The 26,771-nt window shown below is 64.8% G+C and carries 37 protein-coding genes; 24 read left to right on the top strand and 13 right to left on the bottom strand.

Annotated features, from left to right (window positions below):
- Positions 1-4: 4 nt before the first annotated feature.
- Genes gmk through ACQY4G_RS03100 form a run of 3 tightly spaced genes read right to left on the bottom strand, consistent with a single transcriptional unit; the run spans position 5 to position 1,694 of the window.
- On the bottom strand, positions 5-652 hold the full coding sequence (gene gmk / locus ACQY4G_RS03110; RefSeq protein ID WP_421993021.1) for a guanylate kinase: 648 nt from the start codon (positions 650-652) through the stop codon (positions 5-7).
- Positions 653-707: 55 nt separating this feature from the next.
- On the bottom strand, positions 708-1,157 hold the full coding sequence (locus ACQY4G_RS03105; RefSeq protein WP_067695555.1) for a hypothetical protein: 450 nt from the start codon (positions 1,155-1,157) through the stop codon (positions 708-710).
- Positions 1,158-1,190: 33 nt separating this feature from the next.
- A complete protein-coding gene (locus tag ACQY4G_RS03100) occupies positions 1,191-1,694 on the bottom strand; it encodes an SspB family protein (protein ID WP_067695552.1) in 504 nt (167 codons plus the stop codon).
- A gap of 114 nt (positions 1,695-1,808) precedes the next feature.
- Between ACQY4G_RS03100 and hisB the strand changes: the two genes are divergently transcribed.
- From hisB to ACQY4G_RS03050, 10 genes are all read left to right on the top strand, one after another.
- Positions 1,809-2,402, top strand: a complete 594-nt coding sequence (gene hisB / locus ACQY4G_RS03095) for an imidazoleglycerol-phosphate dehydratase HisB (protein ID WP_421993019.1) — start codon at positions 1,809-1,811, stop codon at positions 2,400-2,402.
- A gap of 145 nt (positions 2,403-2,547) precedes the next feature.
- Positions 2,548-3,180: an imidazole glycerol phosphate synthase subunit HisH gene (gene hisH, locus ACQY4G_RS03090; RefSeq protein ID WP_421993017.1), complete on the top strand. Its 633-nt coding sequence runs from the start codon at positions 2,548-2,550 to the stop codon at positions 3,178-3,180.
- 49 nt (positions 3,181-3,229) lie between these two features.
- Positions 3,230-3,958: a 1-(5-phosphoribosyl)-5-[(5-phosphoribosylamino)methylideneamino]imidazole-4-carboxamide isomerase gene (gene hisA / locus ACQY4G_RS03085; RefSeq protein ID WP_421993015.1), complete on the top strand. Its 729-nt coding sequence runs from the start codon at positions 3,230-3,232 to the stop codon at positions 3,956-3,958.
- Complete coding sequence (gene hisF / locus ACQY4G_RS03080; protein WP_291177435.1) at positions 3,955-4,725, top strand: imidazole glycerol phosphate synthase subunit HisF; 771 nt, start codon at positions 3,955-3,957, stop codon at positions 4,723-4,725. The genes hisA and hisF overlap by 4 nt, the downstream gene beginning before the upstream one ends.
- A gap of 75 nt (positions 4,726-4,800) precedes the next feature.
- Positions 4,801-4,962 carry a hypothetical protein gene (locus ACQY4G_RS03075; RefSeq protein WP_157075195.1) on the top strand — a complete coding sequence of 54 codons (162 nt, stop codon included), beginning with the start codon at positions 4,801-4,803 and terminating at the stop codon, positions 4,960-4,962.
- A 33-nt stretch (positions 4,963-4,995) separates the two neighbouring features.
- On the top strand, positions 4,996-5,310 hold the full coding sequence (locus ACQY4G_RS03070) for a phosphoribosyl-ATP diphosphatase (RefSeq protein ID WP_421993013.1): 315 nt from the start codon (positions 4,996-4,998) through the stop codon (positions 5,308-5,310).
- Entirely contained in the window at positions 5,310-5,633 is a 324-nt protein-coding gene (locus ACQY4G_RS03065) for a cupin domain-containing protein (RefSeq protein ID WP_291177441.1), read from the top strand. The genes ACQY4G_RS03070 and ACQY4G_RS03065 overlap by 1 nt, the downstream gene beginning before the upstream one ends.
- Positions 5,633-6,016, top strand: coding sequence for a histidine triad nucleotide-binding protein (locus tag ACQY4G_RS03060; protein ID WP_421993011.1), 384 nt, complete (start codon positions 5,633-5,635; stop codon positions 6,014-6,016). The genes ACQY4G_RS03065 and ACQY4G_RS03060 overlap by 1 nt, the downstream gene beginning before the upstream one ends.
- A 281-nt stretch (positions 6,017-6,297) precedes the next feature.
- Positions 6,298-6,423, top strand: a complete 126-nt coding sequence (ykgO, locus tag ACQY4G_RS03055) for a type B 50S ribosomal protein L36 (RefSeq protein ID WP_050599643.1) — start codon at positions 6,298-6,300, stop codon at positions 6,421-6,423.
- A gap of 87 nt (positions 6,424-6,510) precedes the next feature.
- Positions 6,511-7,119 (top strand): HAD family hydrolase, encoded by a 609-nt coding sequence (locus ACQY4G_RS03050; RefSeq protein ID WP_421993009.1) that lies wholly within the window; start codon positions 6,511-6,513, stop codon positions 7,117-7,119.
- 73 nt (positions 7,120-7,192) lie between these two features.
- Here the strand turns inward: ACQY4G_RS03050 and ACQY4G_RS03045 are convergent, their stop codons facing one another.
- Positions 7,193-7,537: a CC_3452 family protein gene (locus ACQY4G_RS03045; protein WP_067695533.1), complete on the bottom strand. Its 345-nt coding sequence runs from the start codon at positions 7,535-7,537 to the stop codon at positions 7,193-7,195.
- Between the two features lie 184 nt (positions 7,538-7,721).
- Between ACQY4G_RS03045 and ACQY4G_RS03040 the strand changes: the two genes are divergently transcribed.
- Positions 7,722-8,276 carry a winged helix-turn-helix transcriptional regulator gene (locus ACQY4G_RS03040; RefSeq protein WP_067695530.1) on the top strand — a complete coding sequence of 185 codons (555 nt, stop codon included), beginning with the start codon at positions 7,722-7,724 and terminating at the stop codon, positions 8,274-8,276.
- A gap of 7 nt (positions 8,277-8,283) precedes the next feature.
- Here ACQY4G_RS03040 and ACQY4G_RS03035 read toward each other — a convergent pair whose 3' ends face one another.
- Positions 8,284-9,159, bottom strand: coding sequence for a hypothetical protein (locus tag ACQY4G_RS03035; RefSeq protein WP_421993007.1), 876 nt, complete (start codon positions 9,157-9,159; stop codon positions 8,284-8,286).
- 170 nt (positions 9,160-9,329) lie between these two features.
- Between ACQY4G_RS03035 and ACQY4G_RS03030 the strand changes: the two genes are divergently transcribed.
- Positions 9,330-9,680 (top strand): hypothetical protein, encoded by a 351-nt coding sequence (locus ACQY4G_RS03030; RefSeq protein ID WP_234002410.1) that lies wholly within the window; start codon positions 9,330-9,332, stop codon positions 9,678-9,680.
- A 2-nt stretch (positions 9,681-9,682) separates the two neighbouring features.
- Here the strand turns inward: ACQY4G_RS03030 and ACQY4G_RS03025 are convergent, their stop codons facing one another.
- Together ACQY4G_RS03025 and ACQY4G_RS03020 are read right to left on the bottom strand one after the other, a co-directional pair.
- A complete protein-coding gene (locus ACQY4G_RS03025; RefSeq protein ID WP_421993005.1) occupies positions 9,683-10,702 on the bottom strand; it encodes a type I restriction endonuclease in 1,020 nt (339 codons plus the stop codon).
- A gap of 45 nt (positions 10,703-10,747) precedes the next feature.
- Complete coding sequence (locus ACQY4G_RS03020; RefSeq protein ID WP_421993544.1) at positions 10,748-12,256, bottom strand: YifB family Mg chelatase-like AAA ATPase; 1,509 nt, start codon at positions 12,254-12,256, stop codon at positions 10,748-10,750.
- A 149-nt stretch (positions 12,257-12,405) separates the two neighbouring features.
- On the opposite strand from ACQY4G_RS03020, the gene ACQY4G_RS03015 reads away from it, so the two are divergent.
- The 7 genes from ACQY4G_RS03015 (at position 12,406) to ACQY4G_RS02985 (ending at position 17,345) form a co-directional block, all read left to right on the top strand.
- Complete coding sequence (locus ACQY4G_RS03015; protein ID WP_421993003.1) at positions 12,406-13,305, top strand: hypothetical protein; 900 nt, start codon at positions 12,406-12,408, stop codon at positions 13,303-13,305.
- A gap of 140 nt (positions 13,306-13,445) precedes the next feature.
- Positions 13,446-13,580, top strand: coding sequence for a 50S ribosomal protein L34 (rpmH, locus tag ACQY4G_RS03010; protein WP_006833929.1), 135 nt, complete (start codon positions 13,446-13,448; stop codon positions 13,578-13,580).
- A gap of 87 nt (positions 13,581-13,667) precedes the next feature.
- A complete protein-coding gene (gene rnpA / locus ACQY4G_RS03005; RefSeq protein WP_421993001.1) occupies positions 13,668-14,051 on the top strand; it encodes a ribonuclease P protein component in 384 nt (127 codons plus the stop codon).
- On the top strand, positions 14,048-14,257 hold the full coding sequence (gene yidD, locus ACQY4G_RS03000) for a membrane protein insertion efficiency factor YidD (RefSeq protein ID WP_067695508.1): 210 nt from the start codon (positions 14,048-14,050) through the stop codon (positions 14,255-14,257). Before rnpA ends, yidD begins: the two co-directional genes overlap by 4 nt.
- 79 nt (positions 14,258-14,336) lie before the next feature.
- Complete coding sequence (gene yidC / locus ACQY4G_RS02995; protein ID WP_421992999.1) at positions 14,337-16,112, top strand: membrane protein insertase YidC; 1,776 nt, start codon at positions 14,337-14,339, stop codon at positions 16,110-16,112.
- Between the two features lie 89 nt (positions 16,113-16,201).
- Complete coding sequence (gene yihA, locus ACQY4G_RS02990) at positions 16,202-16,855, top strand: ribosome biogenesis GTP-binding protein YihA/YsxC (RefSeq protein WP_421992997.1); 654 nt, start codon at positions 16,202-16,204, stop codon at positions 16,853-16,855.
- 223 nt (positions 16,856-17,078) lie between these two features.
- Positions 17,079-17,345, top strand: coding sequence for a GIY-YIG nuclease family protein (locus tag ACQY4G_RS02985; RefSeq protein ID WP_421992995.1), 267 nt, complete (start codon positions 17,079-17,081; stop codon positions 17,343-17,345).
- A gap of 86 nt (positions 17,346-17,431) precedes the next feature.
- Here the strand turns inward: ACQY4G_RS02985 and ACQY4G_RS02980 are convergent, their stop codons facing one another.
- Positions 17,432-17,851 (bottom strand): VOC family protein, encoded by a 420-nt coding sequence (locus ACQY4G_RS02980; RefSeq protein WP_421992993.1) that lies wholly within the window; start codon positions 17,849-17,851, stop codon positions 17,432-17,434.
- Between the two features lie 209 nt (positions 17,852-18,060).
- Here ACQY4G_RS02980 and ACQY4G_RS02975 point away from each other — a divergent pair, with 209 nt between their 5' ends.
- Together ACQY4G_RS02975 and ACQY4G_RS02970 are read left to right on the top strand one after the other, a co-directional pair.
- Positions 18,061-18,723, top strand: coding sequence for a glutathione S-transferase family protein (locus ACQY4G_RS02975; protein WP_067696190.1), 663 nt, complete (start codon positions 18,061-18,063; stop codon positions 18,721-18,723).
- Positions 18,690-19,616, top strand: a complete 927-nt coding sequence (locus ACQY4G_RS02970) for a S1/P1 nuclease (RefSeq protein ID WP_421992991.1) — start codon at positions 18,690-18,692, stop codon at positions 19,614-19,616. Before ACQY4G_RS02975 ends, ACQY4G_RS02970 begins: the two co-directional genes overlap by 34 nt.
- A gap of 5 nt (positions 19,617-19,621) precedes the next feature.
- Here ACQY4G_RS02970 and ACQY4G_RS02965 read toward each other — a convergent pair whose 3' ends face one another.
- Positions 19,622-20,089, bottom strand: a complete 468-nt coding sequence (locus ACQY4G_RS02965) for a cupin domain-containing protein (protein ID WP_421992989.1) — start codon at positions 20,087-20,089, stop codon at positions 19,622-19,624.
- Positions 20,090-20,118: 29 nt separating this feature from the next.
- Between ACQY4G_RS02965 and dapE the strand changes: the two genes are divergently transcribed.
- The gene (gene dapE / locus ACQY4G_RS02960) at positions 20,119-21,255 is read left to right on the top strand and encodes a succinyl-diaminopimelate desuccinylase (RefSeq protein WP_421992987.1); all 1,137 of its coding nucleotides are present in this window, start codon (positions 20,119-20,121) and stop codon (positions 21,253-21,255) included.
- 182 nt (positions 21,256-21,437) lie between these two features.
- Positions 21,438-22,676, top strand: a complete 1,239-nt coding sequence (locus tag ACQY4G_RS02955) for a dicarboxylate/amino acid:cation symporter (protein WP_421992985.1) — start codon at positions 21,438-21,440, stop codon at positions 22,674-22,676.
- Between the two features lie 297 nt (positions 22,677-22,973).
- Here ACQY4G_RS02955 and nth read toward each other — a convergent pair whose 3' ends face one another.
- From nth to dapB, 3 genes are read right to left on the bottom strand one after another with little or no spacing between them, the layout of a single operon-like run.
- Complete coding sequence (gene nth, locus ACQY4G_RS02950; protein WP_421992983.1) at positions 22,974-23,624, bottom strand: endonuclease III; 651 nt, start codon at positions 23,622-23,624, stop codon at positions 22,974-22,976.
- Between the two features lie 10 nt (positions 23,625-23,634).
- Positions 23,635-24,432: an ion transporter gene (locus ACQY4G_RS02945; RefSeq protein WP_421992981.1), complete on the bottom strand. Its 798-nt coding sequence runs from the start codon at positions 24,430-24,432 to the stop codon at positions 23,635-23,637.
- A gap of 4 nt (positions 24,433-24,436) precedes the next feature.
- The gene (gene dapB, locus ACQY4G_RS02940; protein ID WP_421992979.1) at positions 24,437-25,165 is read right to left on the bottom strand and encodes a 4-hydroxy-tetrahydrodipicolinate reductase; all 729 of its coding nucleotides are present in this window, start codon (positions 25,163-25,165) and stop codon (positions 24,437-24,439) included.
- A gap of 69 nt (positions 25,166-25,234) precedes the next feature.
- On the opposite strand from dapB, the gene ACQY4G_RS02935 reads away from it, so the two are divergent.
- Complete coding sequence (locus ACQY4G_RS02935; RefSeq protein WP_421992977.1) at positions 25,235-25,948, top strand: NAD-dependent deacylase; 714 nt, start codon at positions 25,235-25,237, stop codon at positions 25,946-25,948.
- Here the strand turns inward: ACQY4G_RS02935 and ACQY4G_RS02930 are convergent.
- Positions 25,937-26,710: a HesA/MoeB/ThiF family protein gene (locus ACQY4G_RS02930; protein ID WP_421992975.1), complete on the bottom strand. Its 774-nt coding sequence runs from the start codon at positions 26,708-26,710 to the stop codon at positions 25,937-25,939. The genes ACQY4G_RS02935 and ACQY4G_RS02930 overlap by 12 nt on opposite strands.
- Positions 26,711-26,771: the final 61 nt, after the last annotated feature.

Raw genomic sequence — 26,771 nt, 5'->3', positions numbered from 1 at the left:
CTGCTCAGGCCATCAGCTCGCGCACGAAGGGGATCAGCCCCGTCTGGCGCTGGCGTTTCATGCGTTCGGCGTCGAGAATTTCGCGGACTTGCGCAAAACAGGCGTCGACGTCCTCGTTGATGACCACATAGTCATAGGCGTCCCAGTGGCTGATCTCGGCGCGCGCGCGCTCCATTCGCGCGGCGATCACATCGTCGCTGTCGGTGTCGCGGCTGCGCAGCCGTCGCTCCAGCTCGGCGATGCTCGGCGGGAGAATGAACACGCGGACCACGTCCTGCTGGTCCTTCTGGTAGAGCTGCTGCGTGCCCTGCCAGTCGATGTCGAACAGGAAGTCCTGCCCCTCTTTCAACGCGTTGCGGATCCTGCCCTTGGGGGTGCCGTAGCGATGGCCGAAGACGTACGCCCATTCGTAGAAATCGTCTTCCTCGACCATCCGGTCGAACTCCGCATCGTCGACGAAATAGTAATGCACGCCGTCGACCTCGCCCGGGCGTGGAGGGCGCGTGGTGACGCTGACTGAGAGCTTTATTTCCTCGTCCGCTTCGAGCAGCATGCGCGAAATCGTGGTCTTGCCCGCGCCGCTCGGCGAGGAAAGGATGAACATGAGGCCCCGGCGGGCGAGCTTGTCGTGCGAAACGGTGGAATCGGCCATGCGCGCTGTTGGCGCATCGGGCGGGGGCGAATCAACCCCCGCGCATGGCTTGCCGTCAGATCTCGCCGTCGGGATCGGCCTGGCGCTGCAAGGTCCGATTGCCCCGGCGCCGCGATTTGCGCCGCGACTGGCTGCGATCGAACAGGACCTTGAGCACCAGCCCCGTGCCCACCAGCAGCGCGCCGGGCACCGACTTGGTCGCGACCTTGGTCACGCCGTAGGCGGCAAGCGTGTGCACCAGGCTGCGGTTCTCGACCGCGTCCTTGGCGAATTGCTGGCCGTATTGTCGCCCCAGGACCGCCTTCTCCACCGCCATGCGCGACAGGCGGCCCGCGCTGCGCAGCATGATATCGTGAATGATGAGATTTGTCGCGGGATTGGGGCTCGGCCCGGGCACCGGATCGTCCTGCCCGGGAAGATCGTCCGTCGCGCGCTCGAGCTTCTTGCCGACCGCGTCGGTCAGATGGTTCGGCTTGTCTTCGTCGGTAAGCCCGAGTTTCGCCATGTCCTGCCCCGTCTGGCCGGGAAGGCCCGGCGCTTACTTTTTGCGGCCGAAATCGACCGTGACGACGTTCGAGCCGTCTTCGGTATCATCAACGGTCGCGCCTTCCGCCTGTTCCGAACCGTCATTGTCCGGGTGTTCGGTAGCCGCGGGGGCCATGTCGGCGACGGTCGCCTGGAACTGCAGTCCGAAATCGACCGCGGGATCGACGAATTGCGTGATCGCGGCGTAAGGGATGTCGAGTTCGGCCGGAACCTGGTTGAACGACAGGCCCACCGCGAACCCATCCTCGCGCACGTTGAGGTTCCAGAACTTGTTCTGGAGCACGATGGTCATCTCGTCGGGGAACCGCTCGCGCAGGTTTGCGGGGATCGAGACGCCGGGGGCATGGGTCTTGAATGTGATGTAGAAATGATGCGCACCGGGCAGTTCGCCGCCGCCTTCCTCGATTTCGCCGAGCACGCGGCCGACGACGGCGCGCAGGGCTTCCTGCACGATGGAATCGTAAGGGATCAGGCTGTCGGGCGTATCGTCGCTCATGCCTTCTTAGGTGGAGCGGCGTGCGGGCGGGGTCAAGCGGTTTAAGCGCGTCTTTACCCTGCCGATAGGCGCATTTTCTTGCGCCTCGCGGCTTGCGGTTCTAGCGCGGCGGGCATGCGTACAGGCCGGATCGAGCGAAACACCGCGGAAACCAAGATTCTCGTCGAGGTGAATCTCGACGGATCGGGGTCCTATGACATTGCCACGGGCATCGGATTTCTCGATCACATGGTCGAACAGTTCGCCAAACATTCGCTCATCGACGTGACGATGAAGGTCGATGGCGACCTGCATGTCGATCAGCACCACACGACCGAGGACAGCGCGCTGGCGCTGGGCCAGGCGCTGGCCGCAGCGCTCGGCGACAAGGGCGGGATCACGCGCTACGGCAGCGCCTATTCGCCGATGGACGAAACGCTAGCGCGCGTCGCGCTCGACATCTCCGGGCGGCCCTATCTCGTGTGGCGCGCCGGGTTCAGCCAGGAAAAGCTGGGCGAATGGGATACCGAGCTGATCGAGCACTGGTTCCATTCGGTCGCGCAGACCTGCGGGCTGACGCTGCATGTCGAGCTACTCTACGGCCAGAACAACCACCATATCTGCGAGGCGATCTACAAGGGCTTCGCCCGCGCCATGCGCGCCGCGGTCGAAGTCGATCCGCGCAAGGGCGGCGCTATCCCGAGCACCAAGGGCCAGCTCGGTGGGTGACGTGTTATCTGTCTGGTGCGCTCGGGACCTGTGTTCCGACCTTGCTATTCCGTCCCGCGCCCCCTCCCGGCCACCCAAGACACGGTATTCTATGGGTGGCCGGGAGGGGGCGCGGGCTGGAGCAGCCGCTCGGGAGGCATCGTAAATGCCTGCCAATGAAATCGTCGCTCTGATCGACTACGGCGCCGGCAACCTCCACTCGGTGGAAAACGCGCTGCGCAAGGTCGGGGCGAAGGTCACGGTCACCGCCGATCCCGACGTGGTCCGCGCGGCGGACCGGATCGTGCTGCCCGGTGTCGGCTCGTTCAAGGCCTGCGCCGAAGGGCTTCGCGCGGAAAAGGGCGTGATCGAGGCGATGCACGAACGCGTTTTCGTCGGCGGTGCGCCGTTCCTGGGCATCTGCGTCGGCATGCAGTTGCTCGCGGCGCGCGGGCTCGAACATGGCGAGACGCCGGGGCTCGGATGGATCGATGGCACGGTCCGGCTCATGCAACCGACCGATACCAGCGTGAAAGTTCCGCATATGGGCTGGAACGATGTGGCTCCGATGCCGCATGCGCGCGGACATGAGGTGGTTGTCGAGGGCGAGGCCTATTTCCTCCACTCATACCATTTCAAGGTGCGCCACCACGAAGACGTCCTTGCGATGACCGATCACGGCGGCGGGATGGTGGCCGCCATCGGTCGCGACAATCTGGTGGGCGTGCAGTTCCACCCCGAGAAGAGCCAGGCCTATGGGCTCGATCTGCTCTCGAAGTTCCTGGAGTGGAAGCCTTGATTTCGATCAGAACCTCGCCAGCCGCGACCGCCGCAACGGAAGCGGGAACATGATCGTCTTTCCGGCCATCGACCTGAAGGGCGGCGAAGTCGTCCGCCTTGCCGAGGGCGATATGGATCGCGCGACCGTCTATGGCGACGATCCCGCCGCGCAGGCGAGACTGTTCGCCGAGGCGGGTGCGGAGCATTTGCATGTCGTCGATCTCGACGGGTCCTTCGCGGGCGGTGCGCGCAATCGCAAGGCAGTCGAAGCAATCGTGGCGGCATTCCCGGGTCGCGTACAGCTCGGTGGCGGTATCCGCACGCGCGAGGATGTCGAAGGCTGGTTCGCCGCCGGGGTGACGCGGGTCGTAATGGGATCGGCCGCGCTGAAGGATCCCGAATTCGTCAAGGACATGGCGCGCGAACATGCGCACGGCGTGGTCGTGGCGGTCGATGCCAGGGACGGCATGGTCGCGACCGAAGGCTGGGCCGATGTGTCCGACGTGCCGGTGATCGACCTTGCCCGGCGGTTCGAGGATGCGGGCGTCGCCAGCCTGCTGTTCACCGATATCGGCCGCGATGGCTTGCTCACGGGCGTCAATCTCGAGGCTACCGTCGGGCTCGCGCGGCAGGTCGATATCCCGGTCATCGCGAGCGGCGGGGTCGCGGGAATCGCCGATATCGAAGAGCTTGCGCGTCATGCGCATGAAGGGATCGAGGGTGTGATCACGGGGCGCGCGCTTTATGACGGGCGGCTCGATCTGCCCGCCGCTTTGGACCTGGCGAGGGCGGCATGACCGTCCGCATCCGCGTCATTCCCTGTCTCGACGTCGCCGACGGGCGCGTGGTCAAGGGCGTCAATTTCGTCGACCTCAAGGATGCCGGCGATCCGGTCGAACAGGCGCAGGCCTATGATGCCGCAGGCGCGGACGAATTGTGCTTCCTCGATATCTCCGCCAGTCACGAAGGGCGCGGCACGCTGCTCGACATGGTCGAACGCACGGCCAAGGTCTGCTTCATGCCACTGACCGTCGGCGGCGGCGTGCGCAGCGTGGAGGATGCGCGCGCGCTGCTGCTGGCCGGGGCGGACAAGGTCGCGGTCAATTCCGCCGCCGTCAGCCGCCCCGAACTGGTGCGCGAGATCGCCGAGAAATTCGGCAGCCAGTGCGTAGTCGCCAGCGTCGATGCGCGCGCCTCGATCACCGGCAAGACGCGGGGATGGGAAATCTACACTCACGGCGGGCGTAAGCCGACCGGGATCGATGCGGTCGAACACGCGATCCGGCTTGCCGACCTCGGCGCGGGCGAATTGCTGGTCACCTCGATGGACGGCGACGGCACCAAGAAAGGCTACGATGTCGACCTGACCCGCGCGATTGCCGATACGGTATCGGTTCCGGTCATTGCCAGCGGAGGAGTCGGCACGCTCGACCATCTGGTCAAGGGTGTGACCCGCGGCCATGCCAGCGCGGTGCTCGCCGCCTCGATCTTCCATTTCGGCGAACACACGATCGCCGAAGCGCATGCCGCTTTGCGCGCGGCGGGCTTGCCCGCACGCGGCTGAGCGAAAGCTGTCCCGCGACGGGACAGCGCCGCAGCCCTTTACCGCGCGTTTGCTTGCCGATGGTATAGTATCGCCATGTCCAGCCAGATCATCTCGCTGGCCGCGCAATTCGCGGATCTCGGCGGTCCCGCCGGCATCGCCGCGCGCCTGGTCGAACCCAGCGCGCTGACGCTGTTGGCAGCGGGCCTCGGTGGCCTGCTGATCGGGCGGTTCCTGATCGGCCGCAACGCCGATTGACGCTGTGCGCCCGGCCCGTGCATAGCGCGGGGCATGGACACCCTATCCCGCCTCGAACAGACCATCGCGCAGCGGCGCGAGGCCGATCCTTCGCAAAGCTACGTCGCCAGCCTGCATGCCAGGGGCCTGCCGCAGATCGCGCGCAAGCTGGGCGAGGAAGGCGTCGAAGCGGCGGTGGCCACGCTGTCGGGCGGCAGCGAGGAACTGGTCGGCGAGGCCGCGGATATCCTTTTCCATCTGCTGGTGGCGCTGAATGCGCGCGACATTGCGCTGGCCGACGTGCTGGCCGAACTCGACCGGCGCGAGGGGGTGTCCGGTATCGAGGAAAAGGCAAGCAGGTGCGAGTGATGCCCGCCGACCCGGACGCATCCTGGCTGGTTCCCTTGGCCCGGTTCGAAGCGAATCCGGGTGATTACGTTCTTCGCCACGGCACCATGCGGGTGATGCTCTACCATCCGGATCATCCGAATGTGCAGACCCCGCACCGCCAGGACGAACTCTATTTCATCCGCGCCGGCTCGGGGACTTTCACCAAGAGCGGCGAAACGCTGCCGTTCGGGCCGGGCGATGTCATCTTCGTCGAAGCCGGTGCCGAGCACCGGTTCGAGGAATTCGGCGAGGATTTGCTGGTCTGGGTGATCTTCTGGGGACCCGATGGAGGAGAGAAATAATGCCGATCGATCCGACGCAGCCTTATGACGACGACAATATCTTCGCCAGGATCCTGCGCGGGGAAATCCCTTCGACCAAGGTCTATGAAGACGAGTGGGCCTTCGCCTTCGAGGATATCAACCCGCAGGCCGAGGTGCATACGCTGGTGGTGCCCAAGGGTCGCTATGTCAGTTGGGACGATTTCAGCGAACAGGCGAGCGCGGAAGAGATCGCCGGTTTCGTCCGCGCGGTGGGCAAGGTGGCCCGCGACAAGGGGCTGGTCGAGCCGGGCTATCGGATGATGGCCAATGTCGGCGCGCATGGCGGGCAGGAAGTGCCCCACCTGCACGTGCATATCTTCGGCGGGCAGCCGCTGGGTCCGATGATAGCGAGGCGTGGTTAGGGGCGTCGGTTCGAATCTGCTCGGTTCGGGTCGTACCTCCCCGACTTCCTTTGCTCGCCTGACGGCTCGGCTGTACCATCCCGCTCCCTCCCGACCGCCGATGAGATATCGTGCCGTGGGTGGCTGGGAGGGGGAGCGGGACGGACCAGCCAAGGGAAGCACGGATGTGCTTCCCGCACGCAAAAGCAGTTGACCGAATCCCCGTCAGCCTTTAACGGCGCGCTTGATTTCGGCGCGTCGGAACACCATTTCCGGCGCGTATTTATTTGACGAGAGACATCATGAAGATCCGCAATAGCCTCAAGTCGCTCAAGGGCCGCCATCGCGATTGCCGCGTCATCCGCCGCCGCGGGCGCACCTATGTCATCAACAAGACCAACCGCCGCTTCAAGGCCCGCCAGGGCTGATTAGCGCGCTGCTTCCGCGTGGGAGCAGCAGTCTTGCAGACCGGCCCGGCTCCCGAGGGAGTGCGGGCCGTTCGCATTTGAGGTCGTATGATGCAGGTCGATGCGGTTGTCTTCGATGTCGGGCGCGTGCTCTACCAATGGCGCCTTGGCCATCTGTTCGAGAAGATCGTCGAAGACCCGGCGCGGCTGGAAAGGGTGCTGGGCGAGGTCGTGACCGAAGAATGGCATTTCGAGGCCGATCACGGCAGGCCGCTGGCCGAAATGGTGCCCGAGCGGATTGCGCTCTATCCCGATTTCGAACCCGAGATTCGCGCCTACGCCACCCGGTTCAACGAAACCATTCCCGGCCCGGTGCCGGGCAGCCATGCTCTGGTCGAGCGGCTCGATGCGCGCGATGTGCCGCTGTTCGCGATCACCAATTTCGGGGCCGAGTTCTGGGCCGGCTTTCGCCCGACCGCGCCCGTGTTCGACCGGTTTCGCGATATCGTGGTCTCGGGCGAGGAGCGGCTGGCGAAACCCGATCCGGCGATCTTCGCCCTGGCGGAAAGGCGGTTCGGACTGCCGGCAAGGTCGATGCTATTCATCGACGACAATCCCGCCAATGTCGATGCCGCCGCCCAATGCGGCTGGCAGGTCCATCACTTCCGCGCTTCGAAACGGCTCGAGGACGATCTGGCGAACCGCGCGCTGATATGAAAAAGGCCCCGACGATCGCTCGCCAGGGCCTTCGAGTCTGCCACCCGATGGAGAGGGGTGGGGGTAAGACGGTTCAGCCGTTGCACTTCGCCAGCTTTTCGGCATCGAGCGCTTCGTCCTTGGCGGTGAAGGCGGCGATTTCGCCATGTTCGCGCTGGAGTTCGCGGCACACGCGCAGCGGACGCGAATTGCCCTTTTGCGCGACACAGGTCGTGCCCTTACAGTTCCAGGCGACACCGCCGGCAATGGTGGTGGTGCGTTCGGAGACCGGCTGGGCCAGTTCGACGGTGTAGAAGGTGCTGTTCGACCGTGCTTCGGCGGCGGTCGGCGCGATGGCGGCACCGAAGGTCAGCGAGGTGTAGGCGAAGGCAGCGGCGATGGCGCCGATATTGACCGAGCGGGGGAGAGTGGAGGTCATGGGGAGATCCTTCCTGGTTGCAAAATTTTCAACGGGCCTTGATTTCAGTGCAATTGAGTTTCAAATAGCAACCCGTTGCGAATCACTACCTATGCCTATAGGTTGCCCAATGCAACTCAAATCTCGAAAAATTTGGCAAACGCCGAATTTGCGGTAGATAGGTTGTCGGAAGAGGACTGAATTTATGGGTGACATCCGCGAACCGTTGCGTGAACTGACCGAATGCGGCCTGCCGCAGGCGCTGGAGGTCATGGGCGAGCGATGGTCCTTCATGATCCTGCGCGCCAGTTTCAACGGCCTGCACCATTTCGAGGAATTCCTCAGCGAGCTGGGCATCGCGCGTAACATCCTGTCGAACCGCCTCGCCAAGCTGGTCGAACACGGAATCCTCAAGCGCGATCCCTGCGCCGACGACAAGCGCAAGATCGAATACCGCCTGACCGACAAGGGCTTCGACCTGCTGCCCGCAATGGTCGCGCTGCGCCAATGGGGCCAGAAATACGGCGCCGAAGTGGTGGAGAACCCGGTACTCGTCGACGAGCGCGACCGGCTGCCGATCGGACCGACCTCGATCCTCAGCCATGACGGTCGCATTCTCGGCCCCGCCGACCTCTACCTGGTCGAACGCGCCAATCTCGGCATTCGCGCCGATGGCTCCAAGGCGAAGGCCGAGACCATGCTCGAATGCGGCGACGTGATCGACATTGCCAGCGCACGCAAGGCGAAGAGCGCCGCCTGATCGCCGCTCAGTCGCGGAAGCGCGCTCGAGCAGCCGCGCCCGGATCGATCTCGTAGGAAATTCGGATCCGCACCCATTCGCCGACCATCGGCCGACCGCCCCTTTGCGGCGGGCGCACCTTGAACTGCCAGGCCGCTGCCTGCACGGCCTTGCCGATCCCGGACCCTCGCGGCGATTCGCCGACCACCACGCAATCCTCGACCCTGAAATCGGCCACCGTGCGGCAATCGATCAGGCCCCAGCCCGGCCCGCGCGCGGTCGATAGATAGCCGGCAAGCTCGTCGTCATAGGGCCGTCTATACCAGCGCGCGGCGTAGAGCGGCTCGCCATTCGGGCCGCTGCCCGCGACCCGCGGCGTGTCGCCCGCCGCCGGGCTGGAGGCGGGCCCATAGGTCTGCGGCTTGACGGATGTGGCAGGCGGGGCGGCCTTCGGCACGCTTTCGAGCGAGAAGCTGTTGCGAAGGATCGGGCGCGGGGCGGGCAGCGGCGGTGCAAGGGGAGGGACCGGCTCGTCTGTCGCCTGCGGGCGTTGCGGCGGCGCCGGAGCGGCCTGGACGATTTCGGGCACTTCGACCGGCGCAGGGGCGGGCGTCTCCGCCGGTTCGTCTTCGGCGGCGGATGTGGTGAAGGCGACCAGCGTGTCGCGCATCTCGGCCACCTCGCGCTGCACCGAACCGAGCGATAGCAGCACCAGGACCAGCAGCAATTCCAGGATCAGCGCCAGCGCCAGGGCCGGCAACCGTTCGCGCAGCGCGGGCCGCAGCTCGGCATACCGCCGGCGCAGCGAGGCGATGGAATCGGTGGGCAGGGCCGCGGCTGGGCGGATCAATCGCAAGCGTGCCTCGACGGTCAGCGGCAGCGGCCGGATTTCGATAGGTGCCACACGTGCCTTCGCATGCGCGATTTACGGCATGGTGACAAGCAAAGCGTGGACCAGTCGCGTGGTAAAACGGCCCCGTGGCACCGTGACGTCATCGTTAAAGCGATCTCAACATGTCGCTGGCAGGCTGAAGCCCATTCGCGAATCCACCCAGCATTGCCGGACTATCCGCCGTGATCGAAATCGAAGTCCAGAACGAAACGCACCAGAACGTGCATCGTATCAAGGCGATGGCGGTCCCGCGCATCGGCGAAGGGATTCGCCTGCTCGAACCCAATGGGCAATGGGCCTCCTACGACATCCTCGACGTCTGGTACCAGCAGGCCGAGTTCGGCGAGGTCTGGGTCCCCTATATCCACGTCCGCATGACGCCGGAGGAGCTGAAGGCCGGCGAAGCGGCAAGCGTGACGCCGCTGGTCGACAAGGGACAACAGGTTCCGATCGAGGATTTCCTCAAGAAATTCGAAGGCGACCGCGAACACGAACCGGTCAAGCTCAACCTCGACCTGAGCGAGGCGGACTGAGCCTAGCTCTCGTCGTCAATCATCGATTGGATCCGCGCGAGGATCGCCTCCTTGTACTGGTAAATGTCCCGCGGCTCGGCGACAGGATTTAGCGTTTCGTTCTTGTCAGCATCGAAGGTGCCTAGGTGTCTGGTCGTCGGCGAGTTGAAGCGCAGCCTCGCAATCGGCTTGCGATTATTGTCGTCCAATAGGACCGCACAGTATGATTGCGAGTCTCGCATGACGATGCGCGACGTATCGACGAGTTCTGAACCAATGGCGCTTACGATGCGAAAGCCTTCCATCTCGTCTTCGGTCGTATCGACCTCCGAAGTGCTTGCAGGCTCATCGTCTACGCCATCGGACAAGGCTGAAGTCAGGCGCTGGTTGAGACGCTCGCGTAAGAGTGAGTTGAACGCATTGGGAATGTGTCGCGCGACTGCCGCTTTAAGGCCCGCGGTTAGTACGCGGTCAGTAACCTGCTTGCCGATGATCCGCACGAAATCCTGGGAAGGCTTCTCAAGCTCCGCTTCGATTGCCTTTTCGACAGCCCGCTCCATTTGCAGGCTAGCAGCAGCTTCCCTAGTCGCTTCCGGATCAAAATCTCCCTTGTGGAATTTCGCCAGCGCCCTTGCATCCGCCTTTCGAAGGTTGCGTAGGTCAAATTCAAAGAATGGCCGTTCGTCCATCTTGTTCAGCGCATCAAGGTCGGAGTAAAATTTGAACTCAGCGCCGTTGGTCAGGATGGCAAATTTGGCATCAGTGGTCGCAAAATATCGAAACAACTGCGACGCATGCCGGATCGAAAGTGCCTGCGAAGAAGGCTTACACTCGATCAGCATGCTGACATTTCCATTGACGCGGATCGCGTAATCGACCTTCTCGTGGCGGCGTCCGCCGACATCACAGGTAAATTCTGGTACTACCTCATCAGGATCGAAAACGTCATAGCCTAAGGCCTGGAGGAACGGCATAACGAGCGCAGTCTTTGCCGCCTCTTCAGTCGCTAAAATCTCTGCGTGCTGCTTGACCTTTTCTGCCAACGATTCGAGTCGTGATTCTAACTCCATTTGATCCCCCAAGTGATTCTATGCCCGCGGCGGTTGTCTTCTATAACTTAGTGCTTCCGCGACGTGAATGCGGCCGACAGTCTCTGCCCCCGCCAGATCGGCGATCGTCCGCGCGACGCGGAGCATGCGGGTGTAGCTGCGCGCTGACAGGCGCATCGCGGTGGCGGCCTGCATCAGCAATTGGCGGCCCGCCTCGTCGGGGCCGGCGAATTCCTCCAGCGCATCGCCATCGAGATCGGCATTGGTGCGCGTGCCGGTGGCCTCGGCGCGCGCGGTCTGGCGAGCGCGTGCCCTCTCCACCCGCGCGGCGACTTCATCGCTGCCCTCGGCAGGCGGGGGCAGGGCTAAATCGGCGGCGCTGACCGGATCGACTTCGACATGCAGGTCGATCCGGTCGAGCATCGGACCCGAAACCTTGCTCTGGTAATCGGCAGCGCAGCGGGGCGCGCGGCTGCAGGCGAGCGCGGGATCGCCCAGATGCCCGCAGCGGCACGGGTTCATCGCCGCGATCAGCTGGACATTGGCGGGGAAGCTCACATGCGCATTGGCGCGCGCGACATCGACCTTGCCGGTCTCGAGCGGCTGGCGCAGCGAATCGAGCACCGCGCGCTGGAACTCGGGCAATTCGTCGAGAAACAGCACGCCCAGATGCGCTAGGCTCACCTCGCCCGGCTTCACCCGCAACCCGCCGCCGGTGAGCGCAGCCATGCTCGCCGAATGGTGCGGCGCGCGGAAGGGGCGTGTGCGGCTGATGCGGCCTTCTTCCAGCGTGCCGGCGACCGATTGCACCATGCTTACCTCGAGCGCTTCGGCAGGCGAAAGCGGCGGGAGGATCCCGGGAAGGCAGCTTGCGAGCAGGCTCTTGCCCGCGCCCGGCGGGCCGATCATCAGCAGATTGTGCCCGCCCGCCGCGGCGATTTCGAGCGCGCGCTTGGCGGTCTCCTGCCCCTTGACCTGCTTGAGGTCGCCGCCGCTCGGTTCGTTCTCGATCACACCGGGCTCGGGTTCGGGCAGGCGCTGCGTGCCCTTGAGATGGTTCAGCAGGCTGGCAAGGTCGGGCGCGGCGCAGACCGGAACCTCGCTCGCCCAGCGGGCCTCCGAGCCTTGGGCTTTGGGGCAGATCAGCCCGACCTCGGCCTCGCTCGCATGGATCGCCGCCAGCAATACGCCGGGCGAGGGCACGATTCGCGCATCCAGCGCGAGTTCGCCCACCGCGATCCAGTCGCCCAGCTGCTCGGCATCGGTGACGCCCATCGCCGACAGCAGCGCCAGCGCGATCGGCAAATCGTAATGGCTGCCTTCCTTGGGAAGGTCCGCGGGCGAAAGGTTGATCGTGATCCGCTTGGGCGGCAGCGCGAGGCCCATGCTCGAGAGTGCGGCGCGCACGCGTTCCTTGCTTTCGCCAACCGCCTTGTCCGCCAGGCCGACGATATTGAACTTGGGCAGACCGGGGGCGACCGAGCACTGCACCTCCACGCTGCGCGCCTCGAGCCCCAGATAGGCCACCGTTTTGACCAGTGCGACCAGCGTTAACCCCCACTCCGTGATCGTACGGAGGGATGCCTCGAAAGGCGCGATTTGTCGAGGGTAAAGAGCCTCCGACGTGGAGCAAAGGAACATGGTTAACAGCGAGTTATCCAAACCTGTTGGGCGGCTGGAAAGTGGCCGGGCGGCAAATGACCGTCATGTTTCGACAAGCCGCAATCCTGCTTTCCGCCATCGGGTCGCTCTTCGCAGCGCCCGTTTCCGCACAATCGCTGACGCTCGTCAATCTGCCGGTCGTCTACGTCTCCAGTCCGATCGTGCAGCAGACGCACCAGGGCCGGGCCATCGCTCCCGTCCCGGCGGTCCGACCGACGACGCAGCCGCAAGACCAGCGCCAGCAGCTCGCCGCCGTGCGTCCGCAGACCTATACTCCTGCCGCGCTGCCGGTGTGGAAGGCCCCCGCCTATATCGACCGCCGCTTCCGCGATTATAATCGCGGGTTGGCCCAATATGGCCCGTTCCGCGTGCTCGACGAGCGCCGCGTGGCGCTCGTGGGCGAGACCGATGCTGCAACTCCCGGCTATTTCCGTGCGATGATGCGCGCCTTTCCCGGGCTCGAGCAGCTCGACATGGTCGAATGCCCCGGCACGCGCGACGATCGCGCAAACCTCAAGGTCGGCCGCATGATCCGGGAAGCGGGTCTCGTCACGCATGTCCCGACGATCGGTTCGGTACGCTCGGGCGCAGTCGAACTCTTCTTCGCCGGCGTCGAGCGCGACATCGCTCAGGGCGCCGAGTTCGCCGTGCATAGCTGGATGGATGCCTATGGCCGCGAGGCTGAGGATTTCTCGATGAATGCACCGGAAAATCGCCAGTATCTCGACTATTATCGCGAGATGGGCATGAGCGCGGAACAGGCGCGTGCCTTCTACGACTTCACCAATTCGGTTCCGCATCACCGCGCATTGTGGCTGGGCGCGAGCGAGATGCGTCGCTGGACCGGTCGCCCGCAGCAGGCCAAGACGCCTGTCCAGCGCAAGCCTGCACGGCCTGCTCCGACGCTGGCCTATGCCAACGTCACCTTTTCCTGACGCATCGTCGGGCTTGACCTCGGGGCCGCTTTCGCTTAGGCGCGCGGCCCTGTAGGCGGTCGCTTCGAGAAGCGGCCCTTTTTGTTGGTGCGAATCGCTCGGGCCGACAGCCAACCGAATTCTTTTGTAAGGACGATCCGATGAAGCGGACATTCCAGCCCTCGAACCTCGTGCGCGCTCGCCGTCACGGTTTCTTCGCACGCAAGGCCACCCCGGGTGGTCGCAAGGTCCTGCGCGCCCGCCGCGCCCGCGGCCGCAAGAACCTCTGCGCGTGATGTGACCGGTCGCGCCTGAAGCGCGGCGACTATCACTGCGATGCAAGCGGGCTCCCAACGGGGGCCCGTTTTGCGTATCCGGTACCCATGCACCCCTCGCTCTCCGTCATTCGCAAGCGCAGCGATTTCCTCGCCGCGAATCGCGGGCTGCGGGTCGCGCGGCCCGGCTTCGTACTGCTCACCCGACCCAATGACGGGCAGGGCAAGCGCTACGGCATCACCGTCACGAAGAAGATCGGCAATGCAGTCGTCCGCAACCGGATGAAGCGGCGCTTTCGCGAGCTGCTGTGGGCGGCGCTGCCCGAACATGGCCTGCCCGATCACGATCATATCCTGATCGGCCGCGAGGGCGGGGTCGAGCGCGATTTCGCGGCCCTGCGCGAGGAGCTCGCCGCCGCGCTCGCCCGCGCTGCCGAAGGCAAGGGCGACCGCGCCCGCACACCCCGCCACCGGCGGAGCAGGCGCGCATGAAGTATCCGCTGATCTGGATCGCGCGGCTGTGGCAGCTCGGCCCGAGCCGCATCCTGCCGCCCACCTGCCGCTATTCCCCATCCTGCAGCCAGTATGCGATCGAAGCCTTGAGCAAATACGGCGCGATCAAGGGTGGATGGATGGCATTGAAGCGTATATTGCGCTGCAATCCCTGGGGCGGCCACGGCCACGACCCGGTGCCTTAGGCTCCACAACTTGACTGTCTTGACAGGCTAAGACACCGCCCCAAATTCAACATTCGACCGGACAAAGACGGGACCGACCTTGGACAACCAGCGTAACCTGATCCTCGCCATTGCGCTCTCCTTCCTGCTGCTGCTGGGCTGGACATCGGCGATGGACTATTTCTATCCGCAGCCCGAACAGGCGCTGGTCGAAGACCGGGCGGACACCCCGCGCGAACAGGCCAGCCAGGCCGCCGCGCAGCGCACCCGGACCGGCGGGCTGGCCGACCCGGCTATCGAGGCCAGCCGGGTGGTCGATCTCGACAGCGCGCTCGCCAGTGCCGAGCGCGTGCGGATCGATGCCCCGCGCGTCGCCGGCTCGATCAACCTGCGCGGCGGGGTGATCGACGATATCGTGCTCAAGGGCTATAACGAGAACACCCGGGACGATAGCGAGCCGGTGCGCATCTTCGCGCCCAGCGGCACGCCCGAACAGCAATATGCGCAGTTCGGCTGGGTCGGCTCGAACCTCCAGGTGCCCGGCCCGCAGACGCTGTGGGAAGCCGATGGCGAGGTCCTGACCGCCGAAACCCCCGTCACGCTCACGCATGACAATGGCGAGGGGCTGACTTTCTCGATCCGCTATTCGATCGACGACCAGTATATGGTCACCGCCGAGCAGTCCGTGGCCAATTCGGGCGGCAACCCGGCGGTCGTCCAGCCGTTCGGCCTCGTCAACCGCACCAGCCGCACCGCCAGCGAGGATCTGTGGATCGCCCATTCGGGCCCCATCGGCGTATTCGGCGACAGCGCAGAATACGATGTCGATTACGACGATCTCGACGAGGACCAGCGGATCTCCCCCGAGGGGCGCACGAGCTGGGCAGGCTTCACCGACATCTACTGGCTCGCCGCGCTCGTCCCGCAGGACGATAGCGCGCCCGACACCACATTCCGCGCGATGGGCGACGAAACCTACCGCGCCGACATGATCTACGAAGCGACCACCGTTCCCGCGGGCAATGCGCTCACCGTGACCTCGCGCCTTTATGCCGGCGCCAAGGAAAGCGTGGTGCTCGACAGCTATGAAGACGCCGGCCTGCAGAAATTCGGCCTCGCGATCGACTGGGGCTGGTTCCGCTGGTTCGAAAAGCCGATGCTGTGGCTGCTGCGCACGATTTACGACGCGGTGGGCAATTTCGGCATCGCCATCATCGGCCTGACCTTCATCGTGCGCGGGCTGATGTTCCCGATCGCGCAGAAGGGCTTCGCTTCCATGGCCGAGATGAAGGCGATCCAGCCGAAGATGAAAGCCGTCCAGGAGAAATACAAGGACGACAAACAGAAGCAGCAGCAGGAGATCATGGAGCTGTACAAGCGCGAGAAGGTGAACCCGGTGGCGGGTTGCCTGCCGATGCTGCTGCAGATCCCGGTCTTCTTCGCGCTCTACAAAGTGCTCTACCTCGCGATCGAGATGCGCCACCGCGAGTTCCTGTGGATCGAGGACCTCTCCGCGCCCGATCCGGCCAACCTCGCCAATGCGTTGTCCATGGTCGGCATCCAGGTGCCCGGCTGGCTGATGATCATTTTCGGCCTCGGCGTGCTCGCCGTGCTGCTCGGCTTCACCATGTGGCTGACCTTCAAGCTGAACCCCAGCCAGATGGACCCGATGCAGCAGAAGATATTCGACATCATGCCGTGGATCTTGATGTTCGTGATGGCGCCGTTTGCCGCCGGCCTGCTGCTCTACTGGGTCACCTCGAACATCCTCACGCTCGCCCAGCAGAAATACCTCTATTCGAAGCACCCGCAGCTGCGTGCTTCGATCGAGGAGGAAAAGAAAAAGAAGGCGGCCGAGGCAGCCAAGGCGAACTGATTTTCCCAACCTCCGTTCGTGTCGAGCGGGGGCCTAAGGCCGCAGTCGGGATAGGTGTCTCGACTGCGATCGACACGAACGGACAAGGTATGGACGAGCAGGAAGAAGCAGAACGCCGGGAACTGGAGCGGCGGGCGAACAAGCTGTTCTCGGGGCGGGTGGAATTTCTCCTCTCGGCCCCGCAGCTGAAATTCCTGCCCGAACCGACCGTGCCCGAAATCGCCTTTTGCGGGCGTTCCAACGTGGGCAAGAGCTCGCTGATCAATGCGCTGACGAACCGCAAGGCGATCGCGCGCACCTCGGTCACGCCGGGCCGCACGCAGGAACTCAATTTCTTCGAGATCGGCGACCCCACGCTGTTCCGCCTCGTCGACATGCCCGGCTACGGCTTCGCCACGGCGCCGGTAAAGGTCGTCGAGAAGTGGAAAAACCTCGTGAAGACCTATCTGCGCGGCCGCCCCGTGCTCGCCCGCACTTTGGTGCTGGTCGACGGGCGCCACGGCCCCAAGGACGTCGACCGCGAGATGATGAAGATGCTCGACGAGGCCGCCGTCGGCTACCGCGTCGTGCTGACCAAGGCCGACAAGATGAAGGCGAGCGAACTCGCCAAGGTGATCGAGGCCACCAAAGCCGAAGCGCGCAAGCACGTCGCCGCCTATCCCGAAATCCACGTCACCAGCGCGGAAAAGGGCATGGGGATTGGCGAGCTACGGGCTGCGGTGCTTGCGGATGCGGGGGTTTAGGCCGCTCCGACCCAGATCGCTTCATTGCGTTCGCAATGCCTTGCCGAAGTGATCATCCGTCATTGCGAGGAGCCGCAGGCGACGCGGCAATCCATGGCGAAAGCTCGCCAGAACCGCGACCCCAGTGGATTTCGCAAGGGTCCGGCCATGGATTGCTTCGCTGCGCTCGCAATGACTACAACGGGTCATGCCACGCGAGACATTTCAGCCTGCCGTTTACATTATGGCGAACCACAAGAATGGGACGATCTATGTCGGCGTGACATCGAACTTGGTGCAACGCGCATGGCATCACCGCGAAGGCGCGGGCAGCGGATTTACCAAACGCTACGGTTGCAAACGGTTGGTTTGGTTCGAACTGCACGGAACGATGGAGGATGCGATTCTTCGCGAAAAGCAGCTGAAGTCAGGATCAAGGACGAAGAAGATTGCCCTGATCGAAACCGAGAATCCCGAATGGCAGGACCTGTACGAGACCATTCTCGGCTGAACCAAAGCGAGCTTCCACCATGGATTGCCGCGTCGCCTGCGGCTCCTCGCAATGACAGCGGGGGGGGGGGGGGGGGCGACGAACGCCTACCTCGCAAACAGCATCGCATCGTTCGCAAATGCCTTCATCTCCAGCGCATTGCCGCTGGGGTCGCGGAAGAACATCGTGGCCTGTTCGCCGGGCCGGCCCTTGAAGCGGATCGTCGGCGGTATTGCGAATTCGACGCCCGCTGCCTGAAGCCGGTCGGCCAGCGCCTGCCAGTCCTCCATCGCCAGCACGATGCCGAAATGCGGCACCGGCACGCCGTGGCCGTCGACATGGTTGCTGGCCCGGTCCCCCGCCTCCCCGGGCGCGAGGTGGGCGACGATCTGGTTGCCGTAGAAATCGAAATCGATCCATTCGCCCGACGAACGCCCCTCGGCGCAGCCCATTGTCTCGCCGTAGAAGCGGCGTGCTTCGGCGAGGTCGTCGACGGGAAAGGCGAGGTGGAAGGGGCGCAGGCTCATGCCCGGCAACCTAGGCCAGCGCTTTTCGTTTTCCTACAGCACAATGCGCGTGCCAGCCTGCCGCCATGCCGCCCGATCTGTCACCCGAGGACGCCCGCGCCATAATGGACGATTTTATCGCTGGACTGCGGTCCATGCGGTCCACTGTTCAGCATCGACAGCGCAAGGATGAACGCCTAACGACCGACTCGAACGGCAAGGGGCACCGCATGAAACTGATCATCGGCAACAAGAATTACTCGAGCTGGAGCCTGCGTGGCTGGCTGGCGGCCAAGCAGTCGGGCCTCTCGTTCGAGGAGATCACGGTCCCGATGTTCGGCGAGGCGTGGAACGAGCTCAAGGCGAGCGACGGCGGCACGCAGCCTTCGAGCGGCAAGGTCCCGATCCTGTGGGACGACGAGGCAGTGGTGTGGGACAGCCTCGCGATTCTCGAATATCTGGGCGACAAGGTCGGGCGCGATCGCTTCTGGCCCAAGGACGAGGTGGCGCGCGGCATGGCGCGATCGATGGTCGCCGAAATGCACTCCTCCTACCAGGCGCTACGCAGCGAATGCCCGATGAACGTGCGCAAGCGCTTCGACGGGTTCGAGCCCAGCGAGGCGTGCAAGGCGGACATATTGCGCATCCTCGGCCTGTGGGCGGAAGCGCGCAGCCGGTTCGGCAACGGCGGGCCGTTCCTGTTCGGCACTTTCGGCGCGGCGGACGTGTTCTTCGCCCCGGTAGTGTCACGGTTCATCAGCTACCAGATCCCGGTTCCCGGATTCGCCGCCGCCTATATGCAGGCGGTGTGGGAGCACGAGTGGATGCAGGCGTGGATAGAGGCATCGGAAAACGAAGAATGGGTCATCGAACAATACGAAACCATTGCCTGAGCGCATTTGCGGCGCTGGCCGCGCTGCTGCTGCCCGCGCAGGCGCAGGCCTGGGGGTTCTACGCGCATCGGGTGACCGCCGAGATCGCGGAGGCAAACGTCCGTCCCGAAACGCGCGTCGAGATTGCGCGATTGCTCGAGGCGGCCCCGCTGCTGGGGACGCCCGATTGCGCTCTGGACAGCCTTGCCGACGCTTCGGTCTGGGCCGATTGCGTGCGCCGCGATCGCGACCGCTGGGGCTATACCGCGCAGTGGCACTACAAGACCGCGCCGATCTGCGAGGAGTATTCCGCCTTCGCCAATTGCCCCGGCGGGGCCTGCGTCAACGGTCAGATCGAGCGCGCGATGACCGTACTTTCGCGGCGCAACCTGCCCGACAATGTGCGGCTCGAGGCGCTGGCGTGGCTGGTCCATTTCACCGGCGACATCCACATGCCGCTGCATTCGGGCGACAAGGACGATCGCGGAGGCAACGACCGCGAGACCGATTACGGCATCGTACCCTCGCTCAACCTGCACTGGATCTGGGACGGCCCCATGGCCGAGCGCGCGATAACCTCCGCGCAGCCGGCGCTGGTGCGCCGCTACGACAGCGTCGAACGCGCCGCGCTGGCTGGCGGCACCCCCGCCGACTGGGGGCGCGAAAGCTGGCAGCTCTCGCGCGAGCTGGTCTATCCCACCGCTTTCGACACGGACGATCCCTGCGCGGGGGATCTGCCCGGCAAAACCGCGCTCACGCAGGAGGACATCGTGGCGCAACTGCCCGCGCTGCGCCGCCGCGTGCAGCAGGCCGGCCTGCGCATCGCCGATATGCTCGACGAGGCGCTGGGTCCCGCCCAAGCATCGGAGCGCGGCGTTCGCTCCTTCCGCGCCCCACCGCGCGGAGGCGACTAGCGATCTCAGGGGATACGCTGGGTCGGGTAGCGCGTGCCATCCTTGCGCGCGTAGCCTTCGGGATCGAAGACCATGTCGATGTCGGGATATTCGCCCGAATCGCGGTCCTTGTCGCCCGCGCTGACAGCCACGAAGATGCAGTCCGTGTCCGACCGGTTGTGAAGCCGGTGGCCGTTCTCGACCCCCGCCGCCCAGGCGAGCACATCGCCGGGGCGGACAACGGTCTCGCCCTCGTTCTCGATCAGTATCGCCTCGCCTGCGATCATCACCAGCAGCTCGTCTTCGAGCCGGTGCCAGTGGCGCTGCGAGGAATAGGCGCCCGGCTTCAGCACGACATGGCTCGCCCCCATCTGCGTCAGGCCGGCGGCGGGTGCGAGGCGGCGATACCAGCGGCCCGCGACATCGGCGTCGAAGGGCGCGGGATACCCCGTGGCATTGGTCTGGGGGATGGTATCGAGATCGAGCTTGGGCATTGTCGCGCACTCCTGCTAGCGGGGCAAGGATGACCGAAGTTCTCGACCTCGCCAAGCAGCTGATCGCCGAGCCCAGCGTGACCCCGGCTACGGGCCCGGTGTTCGATGCGATGGAGGCGATGCTCGCACCGCTGGGATTCGCGGTCACCCGCTTCACGCGCGGCGAGGGGGAAGCAGGCTCGCCCGAGGCGCCGGTCGAGAACCTGTTCGCGATCCGCAGCGGACCCGAAGGATCGAAGCACTTTGCCTTCGCCGGGCATCTCGACGTTGTGCCCCCAGGCAGCGGCTGGGCGAGCGAGCCCTTCGAGCCCGAAGAGCGCGGCGAACTGCTCTATGGGCGCGGCGCGGTCGACATGAAGGGATCGATCGCCTGCATGGTCGATGCGGTGGCGAACGTGCCTGCCGATGCCGGGACGATCAGCTTCATCATCACCGGCGACGAGGAAGGCCCCGCGCTGCACGGCACCCGTGCACTGATCGACTTCATGCGCGAACACGGCCACCAACCCGACCTGTGCCTCGTGGGCGAGCCCACCAGCGTCAACCGGCTGGGCGACATGATGAAGATCGGGCGGCGCGGTTCGGTCAATATCTGGCTCGAGGTCGATGGGACGCAGGGGCATGTCGCCTATCCGCACCTGGCCGACAATCCGATCCCCAAGCTCGTCGCCATGCTCGCCGAACTCGACGCGCTGGTGCTCGACGAGGGCACCGACTGGTTTCAGCCCTCCAATCTCGAGATCACGGACCTCGAGGTCGGCAATATGGCGCACAACGTCATCCCCGCGAAGGCCGAAGCGCGCATCTCGATCCGCTTCAACGACCGACATTCGGGCGCCTCTTTATCGGAGAAGGTGGGCGCGATCGCGGAGAAGCACGGCGGCGTGGCCAAGCCGATCATCTCGGGCGAACCTTTCCTCACCCCGCCGGGCGAATTCAGCGACATCATCGCCGCGGCGGTAAAGGCCGAGACGGGGATCGACCCCGAACCCTCGACCAGCGGCGGCACCTCGGATGCGCGGTTCCTACGCGCGGTGTGCCCGGTGATCGAATTCGGCCTGTGCAACGCGACCATGCACAAGCGCGACGAGGCGGTGGCAGTGGCGGACCTGTCGACGCTGAGCCGCATCTACGCGCGGATTGCTCGCGATTGCCTTGCAACCTAGATTGCCGTCGCCCCGGCCTTCGAGCCGGGGTCGGGCTTCTTCTTGAAACCTTGCACTGCGCCGCAGGGAAGCACGACCCCGGATCAGGTCCGGGGTGACGATTGTGGGGGTAGGCGGTGTTGGTGCTTCCCTTCCCGCGGCTCATTGCGTAGCCATGCCGCATTCACGGGAGAGGACACCGCATGCTGAAGACCTGGTTCGCAATTCCGCTGTGGCAGCGCGTTATCGGTGCGCTGGTGCTCGGCATCATCGTCGGGTTCGCCTGGGGGCCGGGTGCGGAAAGCATCAAGATCATCGGCGATGTCTTCATTGCCTTCATCAAGATGCTGGTGGTCCCGCTGATCTTCTTCAGCCTGGTCGCGGGCGTCGCGGCGATCGGCGACTTGCGCAAGCTCGGCAATGTCGGCTGGCGCGCGCTGCTGCTGTTCGTCGTCACCGGGCAGATTGCGGTGTGGCTGGGCCTCGGTCTCGGCACGGTGTTCCAGCCCGGCATCGGGCTCGACACCAGCGCGATCGAAATGGGCCCAGTGCCCGATCCTGCGCCCACCACCTGGCGCGAGATGGTTCTGGGCATGGTCCCGCAAAGCCCGGTGCAGGTGATGGCCGACGTCAACGTGTTGCCGCTGATCATCTTCTCGCTGCTGATCGGCATCGGGATCCTGATGGCCAAGGAGGATGGCGCACCCGCGCAGCGCATCTTCGATTCGGGTGCGGTGGTGATGCAGAAGGTCACCATCGTGGTGATGGAACTGACCCCCTTCGGCGTGTTCGCGCTGATGGCCTGGGTGGCGGGGACGCTGGGCGTTCCGGCGCTGCTCGCGCTCGGCCAGCTGGTGGCGCTGGTCTATGGCGGGTGCCTGCTGCTGATCCTGCTGATGTATGCGGGAATCGTGAAATTCCTGGCCAGGCTGCCGGTGGTCGATTTCTTCCGCGGGATCGTCGATGCGATGGCGGTGGCCTATTCGACCGCCAGTTCCAACGCGACGCTGCCGGTGACGATGCGCTGCGTCGAGCGCAATCTGGGCGTCAGCCGCTCGGTCACCAGCTTCACCACCTCCTTGGGCGCGACGATCAACATGGACGGGACCGCGATGTATCTCGGCCTCGCCACGCTGTTCGGCGCGCAGATCTTCGGGGTCGACCTCTCGACCGGCGACTATGTCACTATCGCGGTGCTCGCGACGGTCGGCTCGATCGGCGCGGCGGGCATTCCCGGCGCGGGGCTGATCATGATGGCGGCGATCTTCACCGCGGTCGAAGTGCCGCTGGAAACCATCGCATTCGTCGCCGGAGTGGACCGGATCATGGACATGATGCGCACCGCCACCAACGTCACCGGCGATGCCACAGTGGCGACCACGGTGGGCGTGATGACCGGCGAGATCGACACCGCCGAGATGGTCTCGGCGGACGATGTCTAGCGCGCTTAGCCCCTATGCCAAGGGCCGGAGGCATATGTGGCTGATGCTTGCTTCGGCGCCGGCGGTAATCTGGGGGGTCCCCTTGATACTATTGCCGCTCGACCTTCCGTTCGACACGGTCATGGCAATGACGTTGCCATTTATGGGTCTGCTCTTGGTCCTTGGATTGCGCTCACTATTCATCAAGTGCCCTTCCTGTGGGCGATCTCTTTTCATGCGAGATTGGTTGGGCATTCCAATTACGACGGTCTGGCCTGCTCGTGAATGTGGCAAGTGCGGTCGTGATCTAACTGGGTCCTAGCGCCCCTTCGGCTTCTCGAGCACCTTCTTCCGGTAGCTGCACAAATCCACCACCGGGCACCGCCAGCATTCGGGCGTCCTGGCCTTGCACACGTACCGCCCGTGCAGGATCAGCCAGTGATGCGCGCCTAGCCTGAACGGCTGGGGCACACGCTTTTCGAGCTTGGCCTCGACCTGTTCGGGCGTCTTGCCCTTGGCAAGCCCGGTGCGGTTGCCGACGCGCAGGATATGCGTGTCGACCGCGAAGGTTTCCTGCCCGAACCAGCAATTGAGCACGACATTGGCGGTCTTGCGGCCGACGCCGGGCAGCCGGACGAGGTCCTCGCGGGTGTCGGGCACCTCGCCGCCATATTCGTCGACCAGCAATTGCGAGAGCGCAATGACGTTCTTCGCCTTGGAATTGAACAGGCCGATGGTTTTGATGTGCTGTTTGAGGCCCTCTTCGCCGAGGTCCAGCATCTGCCGCGGTGTCTCGACCTTGCGAAACAGCGCGCGGGTGGCCTTGTTGACCCCCACGTCGGTCGCCTGGGCGCTCAGCGCCACCGCCACCACCAGCTGATAGGCATTGCCATATTCCAGCTCGGTCTCGGGTGCGGGGTTGTCCTCCGCCAGCCGCCGGAAGAACTCGAAAATCTGGTCTTTGGTCATGAGGTCAAGGTCATAGGTCGGTCTTGGTCTCGATCTCTTCGAGCGCCCTCTTCATCGCCTCGCGCCGGCGCTGCATCGCATCGGAAAAAGCCGCCGCGACGATGCCGGTAGGCAGTGCCACCAGCAGAACCCCGCCAATCGCGACTATCATGCCGATCAGGCGCCCGGCGGTGGTGACAGGATAGACGTCGCCATATCCTACCGTGGTCAGCGTGATCACCGCCCACCACAGCGCGCGGGGGATCGAGCCGAAGGCCTTGGGCTGGATCGACCCTTCGATCCAGTAAAGCCCCGCCGCGCCGAGCAGCACCAGCACGAAGGCCAGCGTTGCGCAGACCAGCAAGTCGTAACTGCGCTCCTTCAGCGCACCCGCAATCTCGCGCATCGCAGCCGAAAAACGGCTGAACTTGAGGATCGAAACGATCCTGAGCAGCCGGATCACGCGCAGCACGGCGGCATTGGCGACGAAGAAGGGCGCAAGGCTGACCACGACCACCAGCAGGTCGATCAGCCCGATGGGCGAAATCATGAAGCGCCAGCGCTTGCCCCAGTCGCTGCCCGGACCCTCGCGTTCGGGCGCGGCATAGACGCGCGCCACATACTCGATCAGGAAGATCATCCCGAAGACGAATTCGGCGAGCAGGATTTCGCGCTGGTAGGGCACGCGGATTATCGGTTCGGTAGCGATGATGCCCACGCCCAGCGCGGCGAGGATCGTCCACACCACCAAAATATTGAGCCCGGTCAGCTTGCCGTTCGGCCAGGAGCCGACATGCAATTGGTGGTGAAGGCGCTCGCGCAGGGTCATGACGTCAGATGCCCAGCACCTTGTCCATCGTATAGCGTCCGGCCTTTCGGCCGACCAGCCACTCCGCCGCGCGCACCGCACCGCGCGCGAAGATGCTGCGGTTCTCGGCGCTGTGGGCGAGGGTGATGCGTTCTTCTTCACCGGCAAGGATCACGCTGTGCTCGCCCGCCACGGTCCCGCCGCGCAGCGCGGCGAAGCCGATCGCGCCCTCTGTCCGCGCGCCGGTGTGCCCGTCGCGCCCGCGTTCCGAATGCCCCGCCAGCTCGATCCCGCGACCGCTGGCGGCCGCTTCGCCGAGCAGCAGCGCCGTGCCGCTGGGTGCGTCGACCTTGCGGCGATGATGCATCTCCACGATTTCGATGTCCCAATCGGGACCGAGCCGTGAAGCCGCTTCGCGCACCAGATGGGCGAGTAACGTCACACCCAGAGAGGTATTGCCCGTCTGGAGCACGGGTACCACCCGCGCGGCTTCGTCGATCGAGCTGTGATGTTTGTCTTCCAGACCGGTGGTGCCGATCACGATCGGGATTCCCGCACCAATCGCGGCGTGCAGGTTGGCACACAGCGCGGCCGGGGCGGAGAAGTCGACCAGAACGTCGCTTGCATCGGCCAGGCCGGCCGCATCGCCGCCCTTGTCGATGCCCCCTGCCAGCGTGTGCGTGCTCGCCGCGATCACTTCACCCAGCGCTTGCCCCATCGCGCCCTTGCTTCCGATAATTCCGATCCGCGCCATTGGGTCTCCCTGCCCGGGCTGGTTCACGGCCCCATTTGACCTGTCCCGTTGCATCGCTACTTGAGGGCAATGGCCGATATACGCAACATCGTGATCCTGACCGGCGCGGGGATTTCCGCCGAAAGCGGCATCGATACCTTCCGCGACGCGGGCGGCTTGTGGGAACAGCACAAGGTAGAGGACGTCGCCACGCCCGAAGCCTTCGAACGCGATCCTGACCTCGTGCTGCGTTTTTACGACAAGCGCCGCGAAGCGATCCAGACGAAGCGCCCCAATACCGCGCACAAGGCTTTGGCGCGGCTCGACGAGGAGTGGGCCAGGAAGCCGGGACACGAGCTGCTGATCGTCACTCAGAATGTCGACGATCTGCACGAACGTGCCGGTGCGGGCCGCGTACTGCACATGCATGGCACGCATCTCAACGCCTGGTGTACGGCCTGCGATGTGCGGACGCCCTGGAGCGGCCCGCTGATCGAGCGCCCGCCATGCCCGGCATGCGGGACGAGCGCGCTCCGCCCCGATGTCGTGTGGTTCGGAGAGATGCCCTACGAGATGGAGCGGATTTATTCGGCGCTGCGCGAGGCCGACCTGTTCGTCTCGATCGGTACTTCCGGCGCCATCTATCCTGCCGCGGGCTTCGTGCAGGAGGCGCGGTCGATGCGCATCCGCACGCTCGAACTCAACCTCGAAGCGAGCATGGGTTCGCGCTGGTTCCACGAATCGCGCCACGGCCCCGCGACCGAGGTGGTGCCGCAATGGGTGGAGGAGATTCTAGGCGGCTGAGCCGCAGGTCTTGCAGGCCGGGTCCTTGGCAATTGTGAAGCTGCGCATGCCGGGCTTCAATCCGTCGAGCAGGTGGACGCGGCCCCAGTCGGCCTCGCCCAGTGCGCTAACCCCGTCGAGCAGCACGCGCACCGCCTGCATGGCGGCGAAGGTGGCGACCCAGCCGGCCATCGCGCCGAGCATGCCGTCTTCCGCGCAGGTATCGCAATCCTCGGCATCGAAGGCATCGCCGACGAAGCAGCGATAGCAGGCTTCGCCCGCGAGGTGGCCGGCGAAAGCGCCGACCTGCCCCTGGAAGCGCCCGACTGCGGCAGAGAGCAGTGGCACGCGCTCGGCGACGCAGGCATCGGAGACGGCCAGCCGCGTGGCGAAATTATCGGTTCCGTCGAGCACCAGATCGGCCCCGACCACCAGGTCGTGCGCATTGGCGGCGGTGATCCGCCGGTCGCTGATCTGCACCTCGAGTTCGGGATCGAAGCCGGTCACCCAGCGCTTCGCGATCACCGCCTTGCCATGCCCGACATCGCGCGCATTGAAGAGCGTTTGACGTTGGAGATTGCTCGTATCGACACGGTCGTCATCGACCAGCGTCAGCCTGCCGATCCCGGCGCCCGCAAGGTACTGCAGCGCAGGCGAACCGATCCCACCGAGCCCGACCAGCACCAGATGCTTGCTCGCCAGCGCGACCTGACCCGCGCCGCCGATCTCGGGCAGCACGATGTGGCGCGCAAAGCGGTCGAGGCGGTCGGGGGACAAGCTCATGGAAAGGCTGTTGGCAGGCTGTACGCAAGCTGTCGACAGGTCTGTGGGAAGACCTGTCGAT

The organism is Qipengyuania sp., from assembly GCF_965277845.1.
In the GTDB taxonomy this organism is placed as follows: domain Bacteria; phylum Pseudomonadota; class Alphaproteobacteria; order Sphingomonadales; family Sphingomonadaceae; genus Qipengyuania.
This window is presented reverse-complemented; position numbering and strand designations above follow the sequence as displayed.